Raw genomic sequence first — 16963 nt, 5'->3', positions numbered from 1 at the left:
GTCGCTCTGCGGTGCCGATCGGCCCGCCCGGTCCCGGCGTTCTGCTCAGAAGAGTGTGGGCGAGGGATCCCCCGGCGCCGCAGCCGCGACGGTTTCACTGGCGGGCGGCGCTACCGCGCGCCGCGCGCCGCCCCATTCGAGGCCGTATCGCCTGATGAGCGGGCGGATGCGGGCGGCGAGTTCCATCCGGTAGGCCTGTGCGGCTCGGCTGGAGCTGCCGCGGTAGAGCGCCCGGTACCGCGGCAGCAGTTCGGGGTGCTCGCCCTTGAGCCACTCGAAGAACCACGGCTTCACGTGCGCGCGCAGGTGCAGCGGCCCGTACATCACGGAGCGCGCGCCCGCGTCGCGGATGTCTCGCAGCAGCGGGTCGAGGTGTGCGACAGAGTCGGTGAGGTAGGGCAGCACCGGCATGAGGAATACATCGGGTTCGAAGCCGGCGTCCCTCGCCGCGGCGATCGTCGCCAGCCTCGCCCGGGTCGTGGGCGTTCCGGGCTCGATCGACTGCTGCAGTTCGTGATCCCTCACCGCGATCGACATGGCCAGCTCGACCGGCGCCCGCTTCGCGGCCTCGGCGAGCACCGGCAGATCGCGCCGCAGCAGGGTTCCCTTCGTGAGGATCGACAGCGGCGTCGAGGCCCGGGCGAGGGCTTCGATCACGCCCGGCATGAGCCGATACCTGCCCTCCGCCCGCTGGTAGGGATCGGTGTTGGTGCCGAGTGCGACGGTATCGCGCTGCCACGACGGGCGCGCGAGCTCCCGGCCGAGCACCTCGGCGACGTTGACCTTCACGACGATCTGCGAGTCGAAGTCGCGGCCTGCGTCGAGATCGAGATACCGGTGCGAGCCGCGGGCGAAGCAGTACACACATGCATGAGAGCATCCGCGATAGGGGTTGATGGTCCAGGAGAACGGCATCGACGACTGCCCCGGCACACGGTTCAGCGCGCTCTTCGCGATGACCTCGTGGAAGACGAGTCCGGCGAACTCCGGCGAGCGCACGCTGCGAAGGTGCCCCGGCATGGCGGCGAGCTCGGAGATTCCGAGCCCGGGCAGCGCGTTATCCGCGCTCTCGGCACCCACTTCCTGCCCGCTCCACCTCACGCATTCATTCGAACATATGTTCGAATGAATGTCCAGTCGCTTCCACCTCGGCGCACGGCAGATCCCTCGCGTCGCATCCCACGGCGAGCTCGGCGACCGCCGCTCAGGCCTCGCTCGCCCCCGCCGCGATCTCGGTGTGGTGGTGGATCACCTCGGCGACGACGAAGTTGAACCACTTCTCGGCGAACTCGGGATCGAGGTGGGCCTCCTCGGCCAACGCGCGCAGGCGGGCGGTCTGCCGCGCCTCGCGCGCCGGATCCGAGGCCGGCATATCGTGCTCTGCCTTCAGCCTGCCGACCTCCTGCGTGCACCTGAAGCGCTCCGCGAGCATGTGGATCAGCGCCGCGTCGATGTTGTCGATGCTGGAGCGCAGCTGCTCGAGGCGCTGCTGCGGAACGAGTTCGCTCATGTCGGCCGCCTCAGTCGAGCAGATCGTGGCGCACGACGACCTGCTCGCGCTCGGGGCCGACGCCGATCGCGGAGATGCGGGCGCCGCTCATGGCTTCGAGGGCGAGGATGTAGTCCTGGGCGTTCTTCGGCAGGTCTTCGAAGCGGCGCGCGCCCGAGATGTCTTCGGACCAGCCGGGGAACTCCTCGTAGATCGGCTTCGCGTGATGGAAGTCGCTCTGGTTGACGGGCATCTCGTCGTGCCGCACGCCGTTCACGTCGTAGGCGACGCAGACCGGGATCGTCTCGAGCCCCGACAGCACGTCGAGCTTGGTGAGCACGAAGTCGGTGACGCCGTTGATGCGCGCCGCATAGCGCGCGATCGGGGCGTCGTACCAACCGCATCGGCGGGGGCGACCCGTGGTGGTGCCGAACTCGTGCCCCACCTGCGCGAGGTGCTCGCCCGACTCGTCGAACAGCTCGGTCGGGAACGGCCCGGCGCCGACGCGCGTCGTGTAGGCCTTGACCACCGAGATGATGCGGTCGAGCTGGTGCGGGGGCAGCCCGGAACCCGTCGAGGCACCGCCCGCGGTCGCGTTCGACGACGTGACGAAGGGATAGGTGCCGTGATCGATGTCGAGCATCGTGGCCTGGCCGGCCTCGAAGAGCACCGTCTTGCCGGCCTCCATCGCCTCGTGCAGCAGCAGCCCCGTGTCGCACACCATCGGCTCGAGCATCTCGCGGAAGCTCAGCAGATCGTCGATCACCTCGTCGGGCTCGATGGCCCGACGATTGTAGATCTTGACGAGCACCTGGTTCTTGAACTCGAGCGCCGCCTCGACCTTCTGACGCAGGATGCTCTCGTCGAACAGATCCTGGATGCGGATGCCGACGCGGTTGATCTTGTCGGCGTAGGCCGGGCCGATCCCTCGCCCCGTCGTGCCGATCTGCCGCTTGCCGAGGAAGCGCTCCGTGACCTTGTCGAGAGTGCGGTGGTAGGCCGTGATGACGTGCGCGTTGGCGCTGACCTTGAGCTTCGACACGTCGACGCCGCGGCTCGACAGGGCGTCGAGCTCCTGCTTCAGCACGCCCAGGTCGACCACGACGCCGTTGCCGATCACGGGCACGACGCCGGGGGTCAGGATGCCGGAGGGGAGCAGGTGCAGCGCGTACTTCTCATCGCCGACCACGACCGTGTGGCCCGCGTTGTTGCCGCCGTTGAACTTGACCACGTACTCGACGCGGCTGCCGAGCAGATCGGTCGCTCGTCCCTTCCCTTCGTCGCCCCACTGGGCGCCGGTGATGAGCACTGCGGGCATTGCAGCCCCTTCCTTTGCAGCTGTGGCAGATACCGGCCCAGTCTACCGGGCCTCGATCGCGGCGATGGCCGAGGGATCGGCCCCGGTCAGGAACTCGGTGAGGCGCTCCACCTCCGTCTGCTCGCCGATCGACACGGCGGCCCTGCGCAGCGCGTAGAGCGCGCGCAGCACGCCGCGGTTGGGCTCGTGCGACCAGGGCACCGGTCCGGCACCGCGCCAGCCGGCCTTGCGCAGCGCGTCGAGACCGCGATGGTAGCCGACCCGGGCGAAGGCGTAGGCCTCGATCTCCCGACCCTCGGCGTCGGCCCGGTCGGCCAGCGCCGCCCAAGCCGCGGGCGACTCGGGGTGCTCGCGCACCACGCTCTCGGGATCGCGCCCGGCGGCGAGCGCGGCCGCCACCTCGGGCTCTTCGGACAGGAGGGTGGGCTCGGGGCCGAGCAGGTTCTCGCCGATCATGGCGACCAGTCTATTGCGGCGGGGCGGATCCCTTTCGGAAGCGCCGCGAACGCCGCTAGCGGAAGTTCACGAACTGCAGGGCCACATCGACATCGGCGCCCTTGAGCAGCGCGATCGTCTCCTGCAGGTCGTCGCGGCTCTTCGAGGAGACGCGCAGCTCATCGCCCTGGATCTGCGACTTCACGCTCTTCGGGCCCTCGTCGCGGATGAGCTTGTTCAGCTTCTTCGCGGTCGCCTGGTCGATGCCCTCCTTGAGCTTCGACTCGATGCGGTACTCCTTGCCGCTCGCGTAGGGCTCGCCGCTGTCGAGCGCCTTGAGCGAGAGTCCGCGCTTGATGAACTTCGACTGCAGCACGTCGAGCACGGCCTTCGCGCGCTCCTCGGTGTTGGCCTTGATGAGGATGCTCTCACCCGACAGCGACACGTCGGCGCCCACGCCCTTGAAGTCGTAGCGCTGCTCGACCTCCTTGCGGGCCTGGTTGACCGCGTTCTCGACCTCCATCGAGTCGACCTTGCTCACCACGTCAAACGAAGAATCAGCCATGCGGCCAGTCTAACCGGCGGGCGCGGCGGCGCGCCTTCGCTCCGACCCTCAAGGGGTCGCGTTCGGGGGTTTCAGCACCCCGGAAACCCCCGAATGCGCCCCCTTGAGAGTGAGGGGCCGAGCCAGGCGGATCCCTGTCGAGATGAAACAGAATGCAATGTGTGAAATAACTTCGACGAATAGTTGTTACACTCGTCGATGGCTCGGGCGCATTGCGGCCCCGCGGTACGGGGCGCAAGCGCTGCCCCGCGCCGTCGGACCGTCGCCCCACGCCCATGCATCACCTCGTGCATCGGCAATGAAAGGAATTATCGACGTGTCAACCACCACGGCTGCCCCCGCGCGGCGCCGCCTCCCCCGCTGGATGACCTCCTTCGGGTGGCAGATCCTCGCGGCCCTCGTGCTCGGCCTCGTGCTCGGAGGGATCGCAATGCAGCTCGGCCCCGACGCCGAGGGCAACCCGAACGGCCTCCACGCAACCCTGGCCACCATCGGCGACAGCTACGTCAAGCTGCTGCGCGCCGCGGTCGTGCCCCTCATCTTCACGGCCATCGTGTCGAGCATCGTCGGTCTCCGCAAGGTGACCAACGCGGCCCGCCTCGCCGGCCAGACCCTGCTGTGGTTCGCGATCACCGCGCTCATCTCCGTGACCATCGGCATCGCACTCGGCGTGCTCTTCCAGCCCGGATCCGCCGCGTCGCAGACCGAGCTCAAGCCGGAGGACCCCTCCAGCGTCGGCACCTGGTGGAACTTCCTCATCGGCCTCGTCCCGGCGAACTTCCTGGGCCTCGGCGTGAGCGGAGGCGTCGACGCCGAGAGCGGAGCGCTCGACGCGAGCGCGAGCTTCAACGTGCTGCAGATCATCGTGATCTCCGCGGCCGTCGGTATCGCGGCTCTCAAGATCGGGGAGAAGGCCGAGCCGTTCATCAAGCTGACCGAGTCGGCGCTCGCGATCATCCAGAAGGTGCTGTGGTGGATCATCCGCGTCGCGCCGATCGGCACGATCGGCCTCATCGGCAACGCCGTCGCCGAGTACGGCTGGAACAAGATGGGATCCCTCACCTGGTTCGTTGCGGTGCTCTACCTCGGCCTCGCCCTCGTGCTGTTCGTGGTCTACCCGGTGCTCGTCAAGACCCACGGCCTCTCGATCAAGCAGTACTTCTCGGGCGTGTGGCCCGCGGTGCAGCTCGGCTTCGTGAGCCGCTCGTCGATCGGCACACTGCCGCTCACCCAGCGAGTCACCGAGCGCAACCTGGGAGTGCCCCGCGGTTACGCCTCGTTCGCGGTGCCGCTCGGCGCGACCACCAAGATGGACGGCTGCGCCGCGGTCTACCCGGCCGTGGCCGCGATCTTCATCGCCCAGTTCTTCGGCATCGATCTCACGATCGTGCAGTACCTGCTCATCGTGATCGTCTCGGTCGTCGGCTCTGCCGCGACAGCGGGCACCACCGGTGCGACCGTCATGCTCACGCTGACGCTGTCGACGCTCGGCCTGCCCCTCGAGGGCGTCGGCCTGCTGCTCGCCGTCGACCCGATCATCGACATGGGTCGCACCGCGGTGAACGTCGCGGGCCAGGCGCTCGTGCCCGCGATCGTCGCGAAGCGCGAAGGGATCCTCGACGAGAGCCTCTACAATGCGCCGCGGAAGGGCCAGGCCTTCGACAACACGGATGTCGAGACCGAGGCCGATCTCACCGATGACACGGCCTCTGGCCCCTCGGCCGATGAGATCAAGGATCCGGAGCCCGCGGGCAGCCGCTGATCCGTCCGGGCCCGGGTTCCACCCCGCCGCTCGCGCGACGCGGAGTCCCGTATCGCAGCTTCCCCTCACCGGAAAGCTGCGATACGGGACTCCGCGTTCGCGTAGAAGAGAAATTTTTCGGGACGTGTCGATCTTCGCGGTTCCCATGCGACGTCTTCAGTGACAGGGTCGAAACGGACGACCCGGGTCGCACACCAACCGAAACGGAGAACATCATGAAGTACATGCTCATCATGCGGGCCACCGACGAGGCGCTCGAGGCCTCGCAGGAGATCCCCTTCGAGGAGATCATCGAGGCCATGGGCCGCTACAACGAGTCGATGGTCAAGGCCGGCGTGATGGCCGGCGGCGACGGCCTGACCCCTCCCGAGGAGGGCTTCGTCGTCGACTTCTCGGCGGATCCGCCGCTCGTCACCGACGGCCCCTACGGCGAGACGAAGGAGCTCTTCAACGGCTTCTGGATCATTGAGGTGTCGTCGAAGGAGGAGGCCGCCGAGTGGGCCAAGCGCTGCCCGCTCGGCCCGGGCAACAAGCTCGAGGTGCGCCGCATCCACGGAGTCGACGAGTTCCCCGAGGACAACGAGTGGGTGCAGAAGGAGAAGGAGTGGATCGCGGAGGCCGAGGCGAAGGCGGCGGAAGCCGGATCCTAGGCACCGCGCTATGACCTCCACGAGCGCCGACCGGGAGAGTCGGGATCGTGACGCGGAGGCGCGGGGCCGGGACGGGGCTCCCGACCCCGCGGCCGCGCGGCCCGACCCCGCGGCCGTGCGCCCCGATCCCTCATCCGTGCGTCGCGAGGTCGCCGCGGTCTGGCGCATCGAGTCGGCGCGGATCGTCGCGACTCTGACCCGCGCGGTCGGCGACTTCGGACTCGCCGAGGATCTCGCGCAGGATGCGTTGGCAGACGCCCTCGCGCAGTGGCCGGAAACGGGGGTGCCCCGCAACCCGGCCGCCTGGCTCACAACGGTTGCGAAACGCCGGGCGATCGACCACTGGCGGCGCAGCGAGCGCTACGACGCGCGGCTGGCCCTCATCGCGAGGGATCTGGAGCGCGAGCAGGAGCTCGGCATCGCGGAGGGATCGAGCGCCGCAGCCCCGTGGGACCCCGACCGCATCGACGACGAGGTGCTCGGCCTCGTCTTCATCGCCTGCCACCCGGTGCTCGCGCAGCAGGCGCGGGTGGCGCTCACGCTGCGCGTGGTCGGCGGCCTCACGAGCGAGGAGATCGCGCGGGCGTTCCTCGTGCCGACATCGACTGTGCAGCAGCGAATCGTGCGTGCGAAGAAGACGCTGTCGGCGGCGCGGGTGCCGTTCGAGACGCCGGGACGGGAGGAATTTCCCGAACGTCTCTCGGCGGTGCTCGGCGTGCTCTACCTGATCTTCAACGAGGGGCACACCGCGAGCGCGGGCGACGAGTGGATGCGACCCGAGCTGGCCCGTGAGGCGACGAGGCTCGCGCGGGTGCTCGTCGGCCTCGCGCCGCGCGAACCGGAGGCGCTCGGCCTGCTCGCGCTGATGGAGCTCACGGCGGCGCGCTTCACGGCGCGGGTGACCGCCGACGGCGAACCGGTGCAGCTCGATCGGCAGGATCGGAGCCGCTGGGATCGGGCCGCGATCGCGCGAGGACGCGCGGCACTCGCGCGGGTCGACGCCCTGGGCCGCGGGCGCGGCCCGTACGCCCTGCAGGCCTCCATCGCCGAGTGCCACGCGCTCGCCGCCTCGATCGAGGACACCGACTGGGAGCGCATCGTGGTGCTCTACGAGGCCATGGGCCGCATCGCCCCCTCACCTGTCGTCGAGCTGAACCGAGCCGGCGCGATCGCGATGGCGCACGGACCCGAGGCCGCTCTGCCCATCCTCGACCGGATCGAAGCCTCGGGCGAGCTGCGCGGGTACCACCTGCTGCAGGCGACGAGGGCGGAGCTGCTGCGCCGCGCCGGCCGCGAGGCCGAGGCGCGCCTGGCCTTCGCGGAGGCGGCGGCGCTCACCCGCAACGAGCGGGAGCGTGCACTGCTCGAGGCGAAAGCGGCGGGCGGCGCGGGGTGAGGCGGGGACGGGGAACCGGCATTCCCGCGGCGCCCCGATTCTGGAAGACTGGGCTCATGGCTCATCGTCTCATGCTCTCCGCCGCCCTCCGCGCACCGCGCGCGAAGGCGCAGGGCGCCGACCGCCGCGGCCCGGCGAGGAACGAGTGAGACGATGGGCTTCGACAGCTTCCAGTACCTCTTGCTGATGGCCGCGTGCCTCGCCATCACGCTCCCTCTGGAGTGGCTGCTGCGGGCCAGGGTCTACCGCCGGCCGATCCGCCTCGTGCAGGCCGTGGCCGCGACGGCCGTCGTCTTCTCGATCTGGGACATCATCGCAATCCGGTTCGACTTCTGGAGTTACAGCGAGCGCTATACGACGGGCGTCCTCCTCCCCCTCGGCCTGCCGCTCGAGGAACTCGTCTTCTTCATCGTCATCCCCGTCTGCGCCGTGCTGACCTTCGAGGCGGTCGGAACGGTGCTCCGAGGCGCGAGGGCGGCACTGCGAAATGAGGACGACGATGCCTGAGTACACTCTGGCGACGGGTGTCACGATGATCGTCGTCGTGCTCCTGGAGCTGCTGTGGCTGCGCACCGGAGTCTTCCGCAGCTGGCAGTACTGGATCTCGATGGCGATCGTGCTCGGGTTCCAGGTGCTCGTCGACGGCTGGTTGACCAAGCTGTCCGATCCGATCGTGATCTACGATCCGGATCGTATGCTCGGCGTTCGCTGGCCCTTCGATATCCCGGTGGAGGACTTCGGGTTCGGCTTCGCGATGGTGACGCTCGTGATCATCGTCTGGAAGCGCACGGGGCGGAAGGACGAGGCCGATGACGGTCGAGCAGCCGGGGCGTGACCCGCTGGCGAGGCGCTTGCCCGCCGCGCCCGGCGCCCCGTTCCCCCCGGTCCCCCGCACCGCGACGGTCGTCGGCGGCGGAATCGCAGGTCTCGCCGCTGCTTTCGGACTCGCCGAGCGCGGCGTCCGCGTGCGTTTGATCGAGCCGGCGGCGGAGCTCGGAGGCCGTGTGCGCTCGTGGAAGGTCGAGTCGGAGTCGGGCGCCGTGACGATGAGCCGGGGCTTCCACGCGTTCTTCCGCCAGTACTACAACCTGCGCGCGCTGCTGTCGCGGGCCGGCGATCCGCACGAGCTGCTCGTCCCCGTCGACGACTATCCGGTGCTGAGCTCGAACGGCGACCGGGACTCCTTCGCCGCGATCCCCCGCACTCCGCCGTGGAACTTCATCTCGTTCGTCGCGCGCAGCCGCACGTTCTCCCTCGCCGGGCTCTCGCGCGTCGATCTGGACGCCGCGCTCTCGCTCCTGGATGTCGATTTCCCCCGAACCTTCCGCGATCATGACGGCGTGAGCGCCGCGGAGTTCCTCGACCGCCTCCGCTTCCCCGATCGTGCGAGACACCTCGCGCTCGAGGTGTTCGCCCGCAGCTTCTTCGCGGATCCGCGCGAGTTCTCGGCCGGCGAGCTCATCGCGATGTTCCACAGCTACTTCCTCGGCTCGGCCGAGGGCCTTCTCTTCGACGTGCCGCGCGACGACTTCGACCGCACGCTCTGGGGGCCGCTGGGCGCCGCGCTCGAGCGGCTCGGCGTGGAGCGCATCACTGCCGAGGTGCAGCGCGTGGAGTGCGAATCGGGCGATGTCGACGCCGCAGCGAACCGTGCGGCAGCGGGTACGGACGGCGAGGGATCCCCCTTCGCCGATCCGGCGCGGCGCGAGTGGCGCGTCGTGCTCGACGACGGCTCGCGGTTGGCCGCGGACGGCGTGGTGCTCGCGGCGGGACCCGCGGCGACGCCGCGGATCGTCGCCGCGTCGCCCGATCTCGGCGACTCGGTCTGGCGCAGGCGGATGTCGGACGTGCGCCTCGCGCCGCCGTTCGCCGTCTGGCGCATCTGGACGGACGCCCCCGTCGAGGCCGCGCGCCCCGCGTTCCTCGGCACCGCGGGCTTCGGGCCGCTCGACAACGTCACGGTGCTCGAGCGCTACGAGGAGGGCGCCCGCCGCTGGGCCGAGGCGCACGACGGCAGCGTGCTCGAGCTCCACGCCTACGCGCTCGACGGGACGAACGGCGCGGTCGGAGCCGACGGCGTCGACCGTGAAGCGCTCCGCAGCGCTCTCAGGGAGGAGTTGGGCCGCGTCTACCCGGAGACGCGTCGGCTCTCGATCGTGCATGAGGAGCTGCTCGTCGAGCGCGACTGCGCACTCGTCGGCACCGAGCCGTGGGACGAGCGCCCGGAGGTGACGACCCCGGAATCGACGGTGAAGCTCGCCGGGGACTGGGTGCGCAGCGCACTGCCGATCGCGCTCATGGAGCGCGCGGCGACGACGGGTTGGACGGCCGCGAACGAGCTGCTGCGGGAGTGGGGTGTCGCCGGGCACGACCTGTGGTCGGTGCCGACGCGAGCCAGGCACGACTGGCCGGGCGCCGCGCGGCGCATCAAGAGGAAGCTGCGTCGCGGAACTCGATCCTGAACCCTCTGAGACGGTAGCCCTCGATGAGGGTGTCCCATTCGACCGCCGGCGGGGTCCGCATGACGGGCTGGGCCCGCAGCAGGGCGAGCAGCAGCGCATCGGTCTCGAGCATCGCCAGTGAGGAGCCGGGGCAGCGGTGGGCGCCGTCTCCGAAGCTCAGCCCGACGCGGTCGGCCGCCGGAAGCTCCCGCTCCGGGCGCATGCGCTCGGGATGCGCGCCGAACACCTCGCGGTCGAGGTTCGCGGCCCGCACGTCGATGTCGACCAGCGTGCCGGGCTGGAACGGGCAGCCGTCCGGCGCTCCGTCCCGGGATCCCTGGGTCCACGAGAAGTCCTCCGCGGCGCGCACGCGGCGATAGAGGTGGCCGACGGGAGGTTCGAGCCGGATGATCTCCTCGAGGACGGCGTGCCGCTCGACCGCCTCGGCAGCGAGGTAGCGCTCGCGCAGCGGCGCGCGCTCCATGAGATGCCAGCATGCCGCCGAGATGAATTCCCGTGTGGTGACCATCCCCGCCGTCCCATAGGTGAGGCACTCCACCAGGATCTCGCCGGAGCGGTAACCGCGCTCGAGGAGGTGGCTGATGATGTCGGCTTCGGGACGGCGCCGCCGCGCGCGGATGGCGGGCCGCACGTCGCGGACGTAGAGCGCCAGCAGCGGGCCGAGGGCGTCGCGCGCCGCACGAGCCCACTCAGCGCGGGTGCGCCCGTGATCGGGCTTCGTGTGGTCGACCGGCGGCTGCCTGAAGAAGCGGGTCAGTCGAGTGGCGAGGCGCTCGACGGGTGCGTGAGTGAGACCGACGATGCGCGATGCGACGCGCACCGAGTAGTGCAGCGCGAGCTCATCGACCAGGCATCCTCCGCGCGACCGCGCCGCTTGCACGGCCTCGCGCGCGGCCTGCTCGATGAACGCTCCGTGCTGCTCGCCGAGCTTCGCGGGGGCGAAGAACCTCGTGAGCTGCTTGCGGTGCGCATCGTGCTCGGGTCCGTCGTCGATGAGGATCGGCCGACGCCGGAAGAGACGGCGGGGGATCCGCTCGGCGGTGAAGCCCGCCTGAGTCGTGCGACCCTTCGCCCGGAGCAGTTCGCGGGCAGCGGCGACCGTGCGCACGCGCGCGACTCCCCCCGCGTCGCCCGCCCCGGGGTCGGCGGGCGGAGCCTCGATCCACCGATCCCGACGGCCCTCGGGTCCGGGCGGCCGATTCCCTGCCGTGCTCATGGACCGAGCGTACCCGTTCGCCGGATCCTCACCGTGTTCGCCGCCGATCGCGAGCAGGGCGGGTGCCAGCCTCGTCGCCCTCGGCGAGCGCCACGATGCGGTTCACCATGCCGCTGAAGATCAGGCCGTGGAACGGCAGCATCGAGAGCCAGTAGCACCTGCCGGTGAGCCCGCGCGGGAAGAACACTGCGCGCTGCCGGTACTCGGCGCCCTCGCCCGACGCCTCGACCCCGAGCTCCAGCCAGGCCTGGCCCGGCACCCGCATCTCCGCACGCAGGCGCAGCAACCGCCCCGGCTCGACGTGCTCCACGCGCCACACGTCTATGGCATCGCCGACGGCCACCCGCGAGGCGCTGCGTCGGCCGCGCTGCAGCCCGACACCTCCTGCGAGCCGGTCCATCCATCCGCGCAGCGCCCAGAGCACCGAGGCCGAGTACCACCCGTTCGCGCCACCGATCTTCGAGACCACCGCCCACACCGCATCGGGTTGGGCTGGGGTACGACGCCTGCGGATATCGGTGAATACGGTGCGACCGGCCCAATCCGGGTCGCTGGGGAGCGGCTCGCTCGGTGCTGTGGGCACGCTCGCGTCTACCCAGCTCGTCTCGACCTCGTCGAGCTCGATCCGTCCGAGCGCGAGTCGCACGGCCTCGCGATACCCCGTAAGCCCGCCCGGAGGCGGCGGGATGATCCGATCCACCGCGTGATCCCTCATCACACAGGGGTGCTGCAGGGACTCGACCAGCGGCCGCGCGATCTGTCTCGGCACGGGCGTCACGAGACCGACCCAGTGGGAGGCGAGCTTCGGGGTGAGCACCGGCAGCGACGCGATGCGGCGCTGGCCGAGGCCGGCCTCGAGCGCGTAGCCGTTCATCATCTGCCCGTACCGCAGCACATCCGGCCCGCCGATGTCGAGCGCCGTGTTCAGGGCGGGGTCCACCCGCGCTGCGGCGAGAAGGTAGTGGAGCACGTCGCGCACCGCGATCGGCTGGATGAAATTGCGCACCCACTTCGGCGCCGGCATGTAGGGCAGCACATCCGTCAGATGGCGCACCATCTCGAACGAGGCCGAGCCGGAGCCGATCACCACGCCTGCCTGCAGCACCAGTGCGGGCACGTCGGACGTGAGGAGGATATCGCCGACCTCCTTTCGTGAGGCCAGGTGGGGTGAAAGCTCGACGCCGTCGGGGTGCAGCCCGCCGAGATAGACGATGCGGCGCACGCCGCTCTCGGCCGCCCGCGCGGCCACGTTGCGGGCTATGTCCCGGTCGAGCCGCTCGAATCTCGATCCGCCCGCCATCGAATGCAGAAGGTAGTAGACGATGTCGACGTCGCTCATGGCTCGTCCGACCGCATCGGCGTCGGCGGCGTCGCCGGTCACGATCTCCACGCGATCCGACCACGGCATCGCGGCGATGCGATCCCGCGACCGCGAGAGGGCGCGCACCCGGTAACCGCCGGCGAGCAGGCGGGGGACGAGTCGGCCCCCGATGTAGCCCGTGGCGCCGAGCACGAGCACGAGCGGCGTGATCCCGTCGGCGGACCGCGGAGCGCGCAACTCCTCCTCGCGCCCCGTCGGCGCGCTCGGCACCGCCTCGTGGTCCGGAAGGTCGCCGCGATCCGCCATCCTCCACCCCTCTCCTTCGCGTCACTCTACGCGGGCGCCTCCCGCGCCGTCCACGCGAGGCCGATGTCCGCCCGAGGGCTTGACAGATGCGCCTCCAGTGCTCGCCTCCGACGCGTTCGCATCCTCACTCCGGCAGCGGTCCCGGGCTCCGGTCCCCGCGGATCCGCTTCAGCACCAGCTCCGCACTGATGAGGCACATCGGCACGCCCACACCGGGGGCGGTCGTCGCCCCGGCGTAGAACAGGCCGGACACCCGGCGGGACTCGTTCTGGGCGCGGAACATCGCACTCTGCCGGAGCGTGTGCGCCGGCCCGAGCATGCCGCCGCGCCAGGAATGGTACTCCCTGACGAAATCGGCAGGTCCGAGCACCGTGCGGGTGACGACCCGCTCGCGGAGGCCGGGAACACCGGCCCAGCGCTCGATCTGGTCGACCACCGCGTCCGCGACCTCGGCGAGACGCGGGTCGGGCGCACGATCGCCCCCGGCCTGGACGGTCTCCTCCCCGATGGAGCGGTCGGCCGGCACGGGCACCAGCACGAAGAGGTTCTCGTGCCCGACCGGGGCCACGTCAGGGTCGGTCGCACTCGGTTTGCAGACATAGATCGAGGCCGGCTCGGGGATGCGTGGATCCCCGCCGAATATCGCGTCGAAGTTCTCGGTCCAGTCCCGGGCGAAGAACAGCGAGTGGTGCGGCAGCTCCGGGAGTTCGCCGCGCACCCCGAGCAGGACGAGGATCGCCCCCGGGCCGCTCACCCGCCGTGTCCACCAGCGCTCCGGATAGCTGCGGAGCGCTGGTGGCAGCAGTTCGGTCTCGGTGTGGTGGAGGTCGGCCGCCGAGACGACGACATCGGCCTGCGCCACCGAGGTCGCGCCCGAGGAATCCCTCCATCGCACTCCGGTGACTCCTGGGCGGAAGCGCGGGCGGCGGAAGCGGCCCGCGCCCACGGCGGCCCCCGGCCGCTCCGTGAGGATCTCCTCCGCCTCCGCAGAGGTCGTGATCGTGACCCCGGCCGCTGTGGCGAGCCGTTCGAGGCTCGCGACGACCGAGGCGAATCCGCCCATCGGATATCGCACGCCCTCGCCGAGGTCGAGCTCGCTCATCAGGTGATAGACGGCCGGGGCCGCGCTCGGCGAGGTGCCGAGGAATACCGCGGGGTAGCCCAGCACCTGGCGCAGCACCGGGTGCGCGAAACGTGCGGCGACGAATCGGTCGAGCGGCGTGAACAGGAGCCTGAGGACGCGCGGCAACCGCCTCAGCAGACGCCGGTCGAGCAGCGATCGCAGGCTCGTGAACGGGTTGTAGAGGAAGTACCGCTCGGCCAACTCGGCGGCTTCGGACGCCGACGCGAGGTAGCGCTGCAGCACCGCACCTCCGCCCGGCTCCAGCCGATCGAAGCTCTGTCGCACGCGCTCGGCGCCGAGCGGGACGGTGAGAGGCGGCTCGCGATCGCCGCCCCGCGGTTCGGGGAATACCCGATAGGCCGGGTCGAGGGTTACGAGATCGAGCTGCTCGTCCGTCGAGGTGCCGGCCAGGCGGAAGAAGTGCTCGAAAGCCGCGGGCATGAGGTACCAGGAGGGTCCGAGCTCGAAGCGGAAGCCGTCGCGCGACAGCGTCGCGGCGCGTCCGCCGAGGCTCTCGTTGCGCTCGAGCAGCCGCACGTCGTACCCCTCCCGCGCGAGCAGGACGGCGGTCGCGAGCCCTGCGATCCCTCCCCCGATGACCACCGCCCGCGGGGCATCCGTCTCCGGAGCGGCCGACTCCGGAACCTCGCGCCGCGCCGTCACGTCCGCTCCAGCAGCGTGCGCGCACCGGCCCGCACCGCCAGCCCGAGCTTGACGGCGTTCGGTACCCGGATCCGCCGCGTGTAGAGCTCGGCGGCCGGCGTGCGCGAGATGCGGTCGAGCAGCTCCTCGAACAGCTCGAGCGCGCATCGCACCGCACGACGCGCGTCCTTCGGGAGGAGCGGCAGCGAGATGCGGGCGGATTCGAGCTGAGCGCGCGCCTCCGCGACCCAGGCGAGGCGGTCGGTCTCCGAGATCTGCCGGTCAGCCCCCAGGTAGTCGCGCCCGAGGCGCCGGGAGTCGTCGGCGAGGTCGCGCAGGAAGTTGATGTTCTGGAAGGCCGCGCCGAGGCTGCGCGCGCCGCGCTCGAGCAGCGCCGCCTCGTCCGGCGCGAGCCGCTCCTCGCGGGTGAACACCCGCAGGCACATGAGCCCGACCACCTCGGCCGAGCCGTAGACGTACGCGGCGTGCTGCTCCCGGTCGAAGCCGACGAGGCCGCGATCGGCATCGTCGCGGATGTCCGTACGCATGGACGCGAAGAAGGGCTCGATCAGACGGCCCTCGATGCCGCAGTCGCGCACGGTGCATGCGAAGGCGTCGACGATGGGGTTGCTGCTGTAACCGCTCTCGACCGCCATGAAGACATCGTCCTCGAGTCGGGGGGGGAGCGTCCCCGGGGGCCCCCGGCCCGAGCCCCCCGCGGGCCCGGCGCCGGGCGTCCGACCCCGCCCCCCCCCCCACTGCCCCCCGGGCCCGCGGGGGGGGGGCCCCGCTCCGGCGGCCCCCCCGGGCCGATGCCGCGCTCGGCCGCGACGCCGTCGACGAGCTCGTCAGCGATGCGGACGAGGGCGTAGATGTTGCGGACGTGCGCGCGGTGACGCCGGCCGAGCATCCGCGTCGCAACGCCGAAGGAGGTGGAGTAGGCACTGATCACCGCCGCAGCGGCGGCGCGGCAGGTCTCCTCGTATCGTTCGAGGGACGAGGGCTCGGGCGCGGCGCTCATGAGGTGCGCCCCCGCAGTTCGACAGCGATGCCCAGGACGACCGCGGAGACCGCTTCCGGCACCGAGGCGTCGCCATCCGGTCCGGCCTCCCGGTGGATCCGGGTGAGCGTCTCCTCGATGGCCTCCTCCACGAATGCGCGCGCCCCGCACGCCTCGAGCTCCGCCGCGACGCTCCTCGCGTCCGCCTCGTCGAGGGTCTCGCGTCCGAGGGAGGGCGCGATGCGCGCCCAGCTCGAGGTGCGCCTGGCGTACGAGACGAGCGCGGTCTCCTTCCCCTCGCGGATGTCGGAGAAGGCGTCCTTGCCGTGCAGCACAGGATCGCCGAACACCGACAGGAGGTCGTCCTGCAGTTGGAAGGCCAGCCCGAGGAGCCGGCCGGTTCTGGCCAGCACCGCCTCGAGCTCGGCAGGCGCGCCCGCGACGACCGCGGCGGCGCGCAGGGGCAGCTCGAAGGTGTAGGTTCCGGTCTTCAGCCGACACATCTCGAGGATCGTCCCGAGCTCGGAGGGGATGATCCCGTCGCACAGGCCCACGTCGAGCTGCTCCCCCGCCACAGAGTCGGTGATGGCGGTGTCGAGCAGCTCGAGCAGCCTCGAGCGGCTGGCCTCATCCGTCTCGAGCGATGCGAAGATCTGGTGGACCTCGGAGAGGAGCAGGTTCCCGAGGAGCACGGCGCTGCTGCGCGCCCAGTGCAGGCGCCGCTGCTGCGCGTCGGAGAGCGGGGCGGTGGGAGCGCCGGCGAAGGACGGATCGGGCGGCGCAGCCGCCAGCACACCGATGAGATTCGGCTCGCCGCGCCGCACCAGGTCGCCGTCGATGACATCGTCGTGCAGCAGGAAGCTGTAGTGCAGGAGCTCGAGCGCGGTTGCGATCCGCGTCTCGTGCACGCGAGCGTCCCGCACCGCATCGGGGTTCGACGACGAGACGGTCCCCGCTCGGAGCGCCTCGACCATCGAGAGGAAGATGCGCGGGCGCACCAGTTTGCCGCCACGCGCGCAACGGTGAGCCGATTCCCAGAGCTGCGCCAGCCAGATCCCCCGCGTCTCGGCATCCCGGATCTTCCTCGAGAAGAACCGGTCGAGTTCAGCCACCACGGCGCTCGCCGTCCGCGGTTCGGGGCTCTTCGTCCCGACGACCATCGTCCACCTCCCACCCAACTGCATCGGACGTCTACCGAACGACGACCGACCTTTTCGCCCAATATTATTAACGTTTGCAAATATTTTCCAAGGGTTTAATATTCAAGAGACGCGTGTT

At 70.6% G+C, this 16963-nt stretch carries 15 protein-coding genes and 1 pseudogene; 6 read left to right on the top strand and 10 right to left on the bottom strand.

Annotated elements, in window-relative coordinates; all coding sequences use genetic code 11:
* Nucleotides 1-45: 45 nt before the first annotated feature.
* The 5 genes from J4H91_RS03835 to J4H91_RS03815 form a co-directional block, all read right to left on the bottom strand.
* Complete coding sequence (locus J4H91_RS03835; protein ID WP_208044932.1) at nt 46-1101, bottom strand: Rv2578c family radical SAM protein; 1056 nt, start codon at nt 1099-1101, stop codon at nt 46-48.
* 103 nt (nt 1102-1204) lie between these two features.
* Nucleotides 1205-1510 carry a chorismate mutase gene (locus J4H91_RS03830; RefSeq protein WP_208044931.1) on the bottom strand — a complete coding sequence of 102 codons (306 nt, stop codon included), beginning with the start codon at nt 1508-1510 and terminating at the stop codon, nt 1205-1207.
* Nucleotides 1511-1520: 10 nt separating this feature from the next.
* On the bottom strand, nt 1521-2807 hold the full coding sequence (locus tag J4H91_RS03825) for an adenylosuccinate synthase (RefSeq protein ID WP_208044930.1): 1287 nt from the start codon (nt 2805-2807) through the stop codon (nt 1521-1523).
* Between the two features lie 42 nt (nt 2808-2849).
* Entirely contained in the window at nt 2850-3263 is a 414-nt protein-coding gene (locus J4H91_RS03820) for a DUF3151 domain-containing protein (protein WP_208044929.1), read from the bottom strand.
* A gap of 55 nt (nt 3264-3318) precedes the next feature.
* The gene (locus tag J4H91_RS03815) at nt 3319-3807 is read right to left on the bottom strand and encodes a YajQ family cyclic di-GMP-binding protein (protein WP_208044928.1); all 489 of its coding nucleotides are present in this window, start codon (nt 3805-3807) and stop codon (nt 3319-3321) included.
* 364 nt (nt 3808-4171) lie between these two features.
* On the opposite strand from J4H91_RS03815, the gene J4H91_RS03810 reads away from it, so the two are divergent.
* The 6 genes from J4H91_RS03810 (at nt 4172) to J4H91_RS03785 (ending at nt 10077) form a co-directional block, all read left to right on the top strand.
* The gene (locus tag J4H91_RS03810) at nt 4172-5569 is read left to right on the top strand and encodes a dicarboxylate/amino acid:cation symporter (protein WP_208045072.1); all 1398 of its coding nucleotides are present in this window, start codon (nt 4172-4174) and stop codon (nt 5567-5569) included.
* Between the two features lie 215 nt (nt 5570-5784).
* Nucleotides 5785-6219, top strand: coding sequence for a YciI family protein (locus J4H91_RS03805; protein WP_208044927.1), 435 nt, complete (start codon nt 5785-5787; stop codon nt 6217-6219).
* 10 nt (nt 6220-6229) lie between these two features.
* On the top strand, nt 6230-7615 hold the full coding sequence (locus tag J4H91_RS03800) for an RNA polymerase sigma factor (protein WP_208044926.1): 1386 nt from the start codon (nt 6230-6232) through the stop codon (nt 7613-7615).
* 153 nt (nt 7616-7768) lie between these two features.
* The gene (locus tag J4H91_RS03795) at nt 7769-8122 is read left to right on the top strand and encodes a lycopene cyclase domain-containing protein (RefSeq protein ID WP_208044925.1); all 354 of its coding nucleotides are present in this window, start codon (nt 7769-7771) and stop codon (nt 8120-8122) included.
* Nucleotides 8115-8450 carry a lycopene cyclase domain-containing protein gene (locus tag J4H91_RS03790; RefSeq protein WP_208044924.1) on the top strand — a complete coding sequence of 112 codons (336 nt, stop codon included), beginning with the start codon at nt 8115-8117 and terminating at the stop codon, nt 8448-8450. The genes J4H91_RS03795 and J4H91_RS03790 overlap by 8 nt, the downstream gene beginning before the upstream one ends.
* On the top strand, nt 8425-10077 hold the full coding sequence (locus tag J4H91_RS03785) for an FAD-dependent oxidoreductase (RefSeq protein ID WP_208044923.1): 1653 nt from the start codon (nt 8425-8427) through the stop codon (nt 10075-10077). The genes J4H91_RS03790 and J4H91_RS03785 overlap by 26 nt, the downstream gene beginning before the upstream one ends.
* On the opposite strand, the gene J4H91_RS03780 is transcribed toward J4H91_RS03785, so the two are convergent.
* The 5 genes and pseudogenes from J4H91_RS03780 to J4H91_RS03760 form a co-directional block, all read right to left on the bottom strand.
* Complete coding sequence (locus tag J4H91_RS03780) at nt 10043-11293, bottom strand: cytochrome P450 (protein ID WP_208044922.1); 1251 nt, start codon at nt 11291-11293, stop codon at nt 10043-10045. The two genes, J4H91_RS03785 and J4H91_RS03780, sit on opposite strands and share 35 nt — an antisense overlap.
* Before the next feature lie 28 nt (nt 11294-11321).
* Nucleotides 11322-12920, bottom strand: a complete 1599-nt coding sequence (locus J4H91_RS03775; protein WP_208044921.1) for an SDR family oxidoreductase — start codon at nt 12918-12920, stop codon at nt 11322-11324.
* Nucleotides 12921-13044: 124 nt separating this feature from the next.
* Entirely contained in the window at nt 13045-14706 is a 1662-nt protein-coding gene (gene crtI, locus J4H91_RS03770; RefSeq protein WP_208044920.1) for a phytoene desaturase family protein, read from the bottom strand.
* Nucleotides 14703-15706, bottom strand: a pseudogene (locus J4H91_RS15955) (phytoene/squalene synthase family protein). The gene crtI and the pseudogene J4H91_RS15955 overlap by 4 nt, the downstream one beginning before the upstream one ends.
* Nucleotides 15703-16845 carry a polyprenyl synthetase family protein gene (locus J4H91_RS03760; protein ID WP_208044918.1) on the bottom strand — a complete coding sequence of 381 codons (1143 nt, stop codon included), beginning with the start codon at nt 16843-16845 and terminating at the stop codon, nt 15703-15705. The pseudogene J4H91_RS15955 and the gene J4H91_RS03760 overlap by 4 nt, the downstream one beginning before the upstream one ends.
* Nucleotides 16846-16963 lie beyond the last annotated feature (118 nt).

The sequence above is a fragment of the Leucobacter ruminantium genome (assembly GCF_017565705.1).
Classification (GTDB): domain Bacteria; phylum Actinomycetota; class Actinomycetes; order Actinomycetales; family Microbacteriaceae; genus Leucobacter; species Leucobacter ruminantium.
The sequence above is the reverse complement of the archived record's forward strand: the minus strand, read 5'-3'. Positions and strand labels throughout refer to the sequence as shown.

What these genes read in the sequence shown, in the direction of transcription:
- J4H91_RS03775 (WP_208044921.1), bottom strand. Translation starts at nt 12,920, where the DNA reads ATGGCGGATCGCGGCGACCTTCCGGACCACGAGGCGGTGCCGAGCGCG.
- J4H91_RS03810 (WP_208045072.1), top strand. Translation starts at nt 4,172, where the DNA reads ATGACCTCCTTCGGGTGGCAGATCCTCGCGGCCCTCGTGCTCGGCCTC.
- J4H91_RS03785 (WP_208044923.1), top strand. Translation starts at nt 8,425, where the DNA reads ATGACGGTCGAGCAGCCGGGGCGTGACCCGCTGGCGAGGCGCTTGCCC.
- J4H91_RS03760 (WP_208044918.1), bottom strand. Translation starts at nt 16,845, where the DNA reads ATGGTCGTCGGGACGAAGAGCCCCGAACCGCGGACGGCGAGCGCCGTG.
- J4H91_RS03790 (WP_208044924.1), top strand. Translation starts at nt 8,115, where the DNA reads ATGCCTGAGTACACTCTGGCGACGGGTGTCACGATGATCGTCGTCGTG.
- J4H91_RS03830 (WP_208044931.1), bottom strand. Translation starts at nt 1,510, where the DNA reads ATGAGCGAACTCGTTCCGCAGCAGCGCCTCGAGCAGCTGCGCTCCAGC.
- J4H91_RS03795 (WP_208044925.1), top strand. Translation starts at nt 7,769, where the DNA reads ATGGGCTTCGACAGCTTCCAGTACCTCTTGCTGATGGCCGCGTGCCTC.
- J4H91_RS03815 (WP_208044928.1), bottom strand. Translation starts at nt 3,807, where the DNA reads ATGGCTGATTCTTCGTTTGACGTGGTGAGCAAGGTCGACTCGATGGAG.
- J4H91_RS03800 (WP_208044926.1), top strand. Translation starts at nt 6,230, where the DNA reads ATGACCTCCACGAGCGCCGACCGGGAGAGTCGGGATCGTGACGCGGAG.
- J4H91_RS03805 (WP_208044927.1), top strand. Translation starts at nt 5,785, where the DNA reads ATGAAGTACATGCTCATCATGCGGGCCACCGACGAGGCGCTCGAGGCC.
- J4H91_RS03780 (WP_208044922.1), bottom strand. Translation starts at nt 11,293, where the DNA reads ATGAGCACGGCAGGGAATCGGCCGCCCGGACCCGAGGGCCGTCGGGAT.
- J4H91_RS03820 (WP_208044929.1), bottom strand. Translation starts at nt 3,263, where the DNA reads ATGATCGGCGAGAACCTGCTCGGCCCCGAGCCCACCCTCCTGTCCGAA.
- J4H91_RS03825 (WP_208044930.1), bottom strand. Translation starts at nt 2,807, where the DNA reads ATGCCCGCAGTGCTCATCACCGGCGCCCAGTGGGGCGACGAAGGGAAG.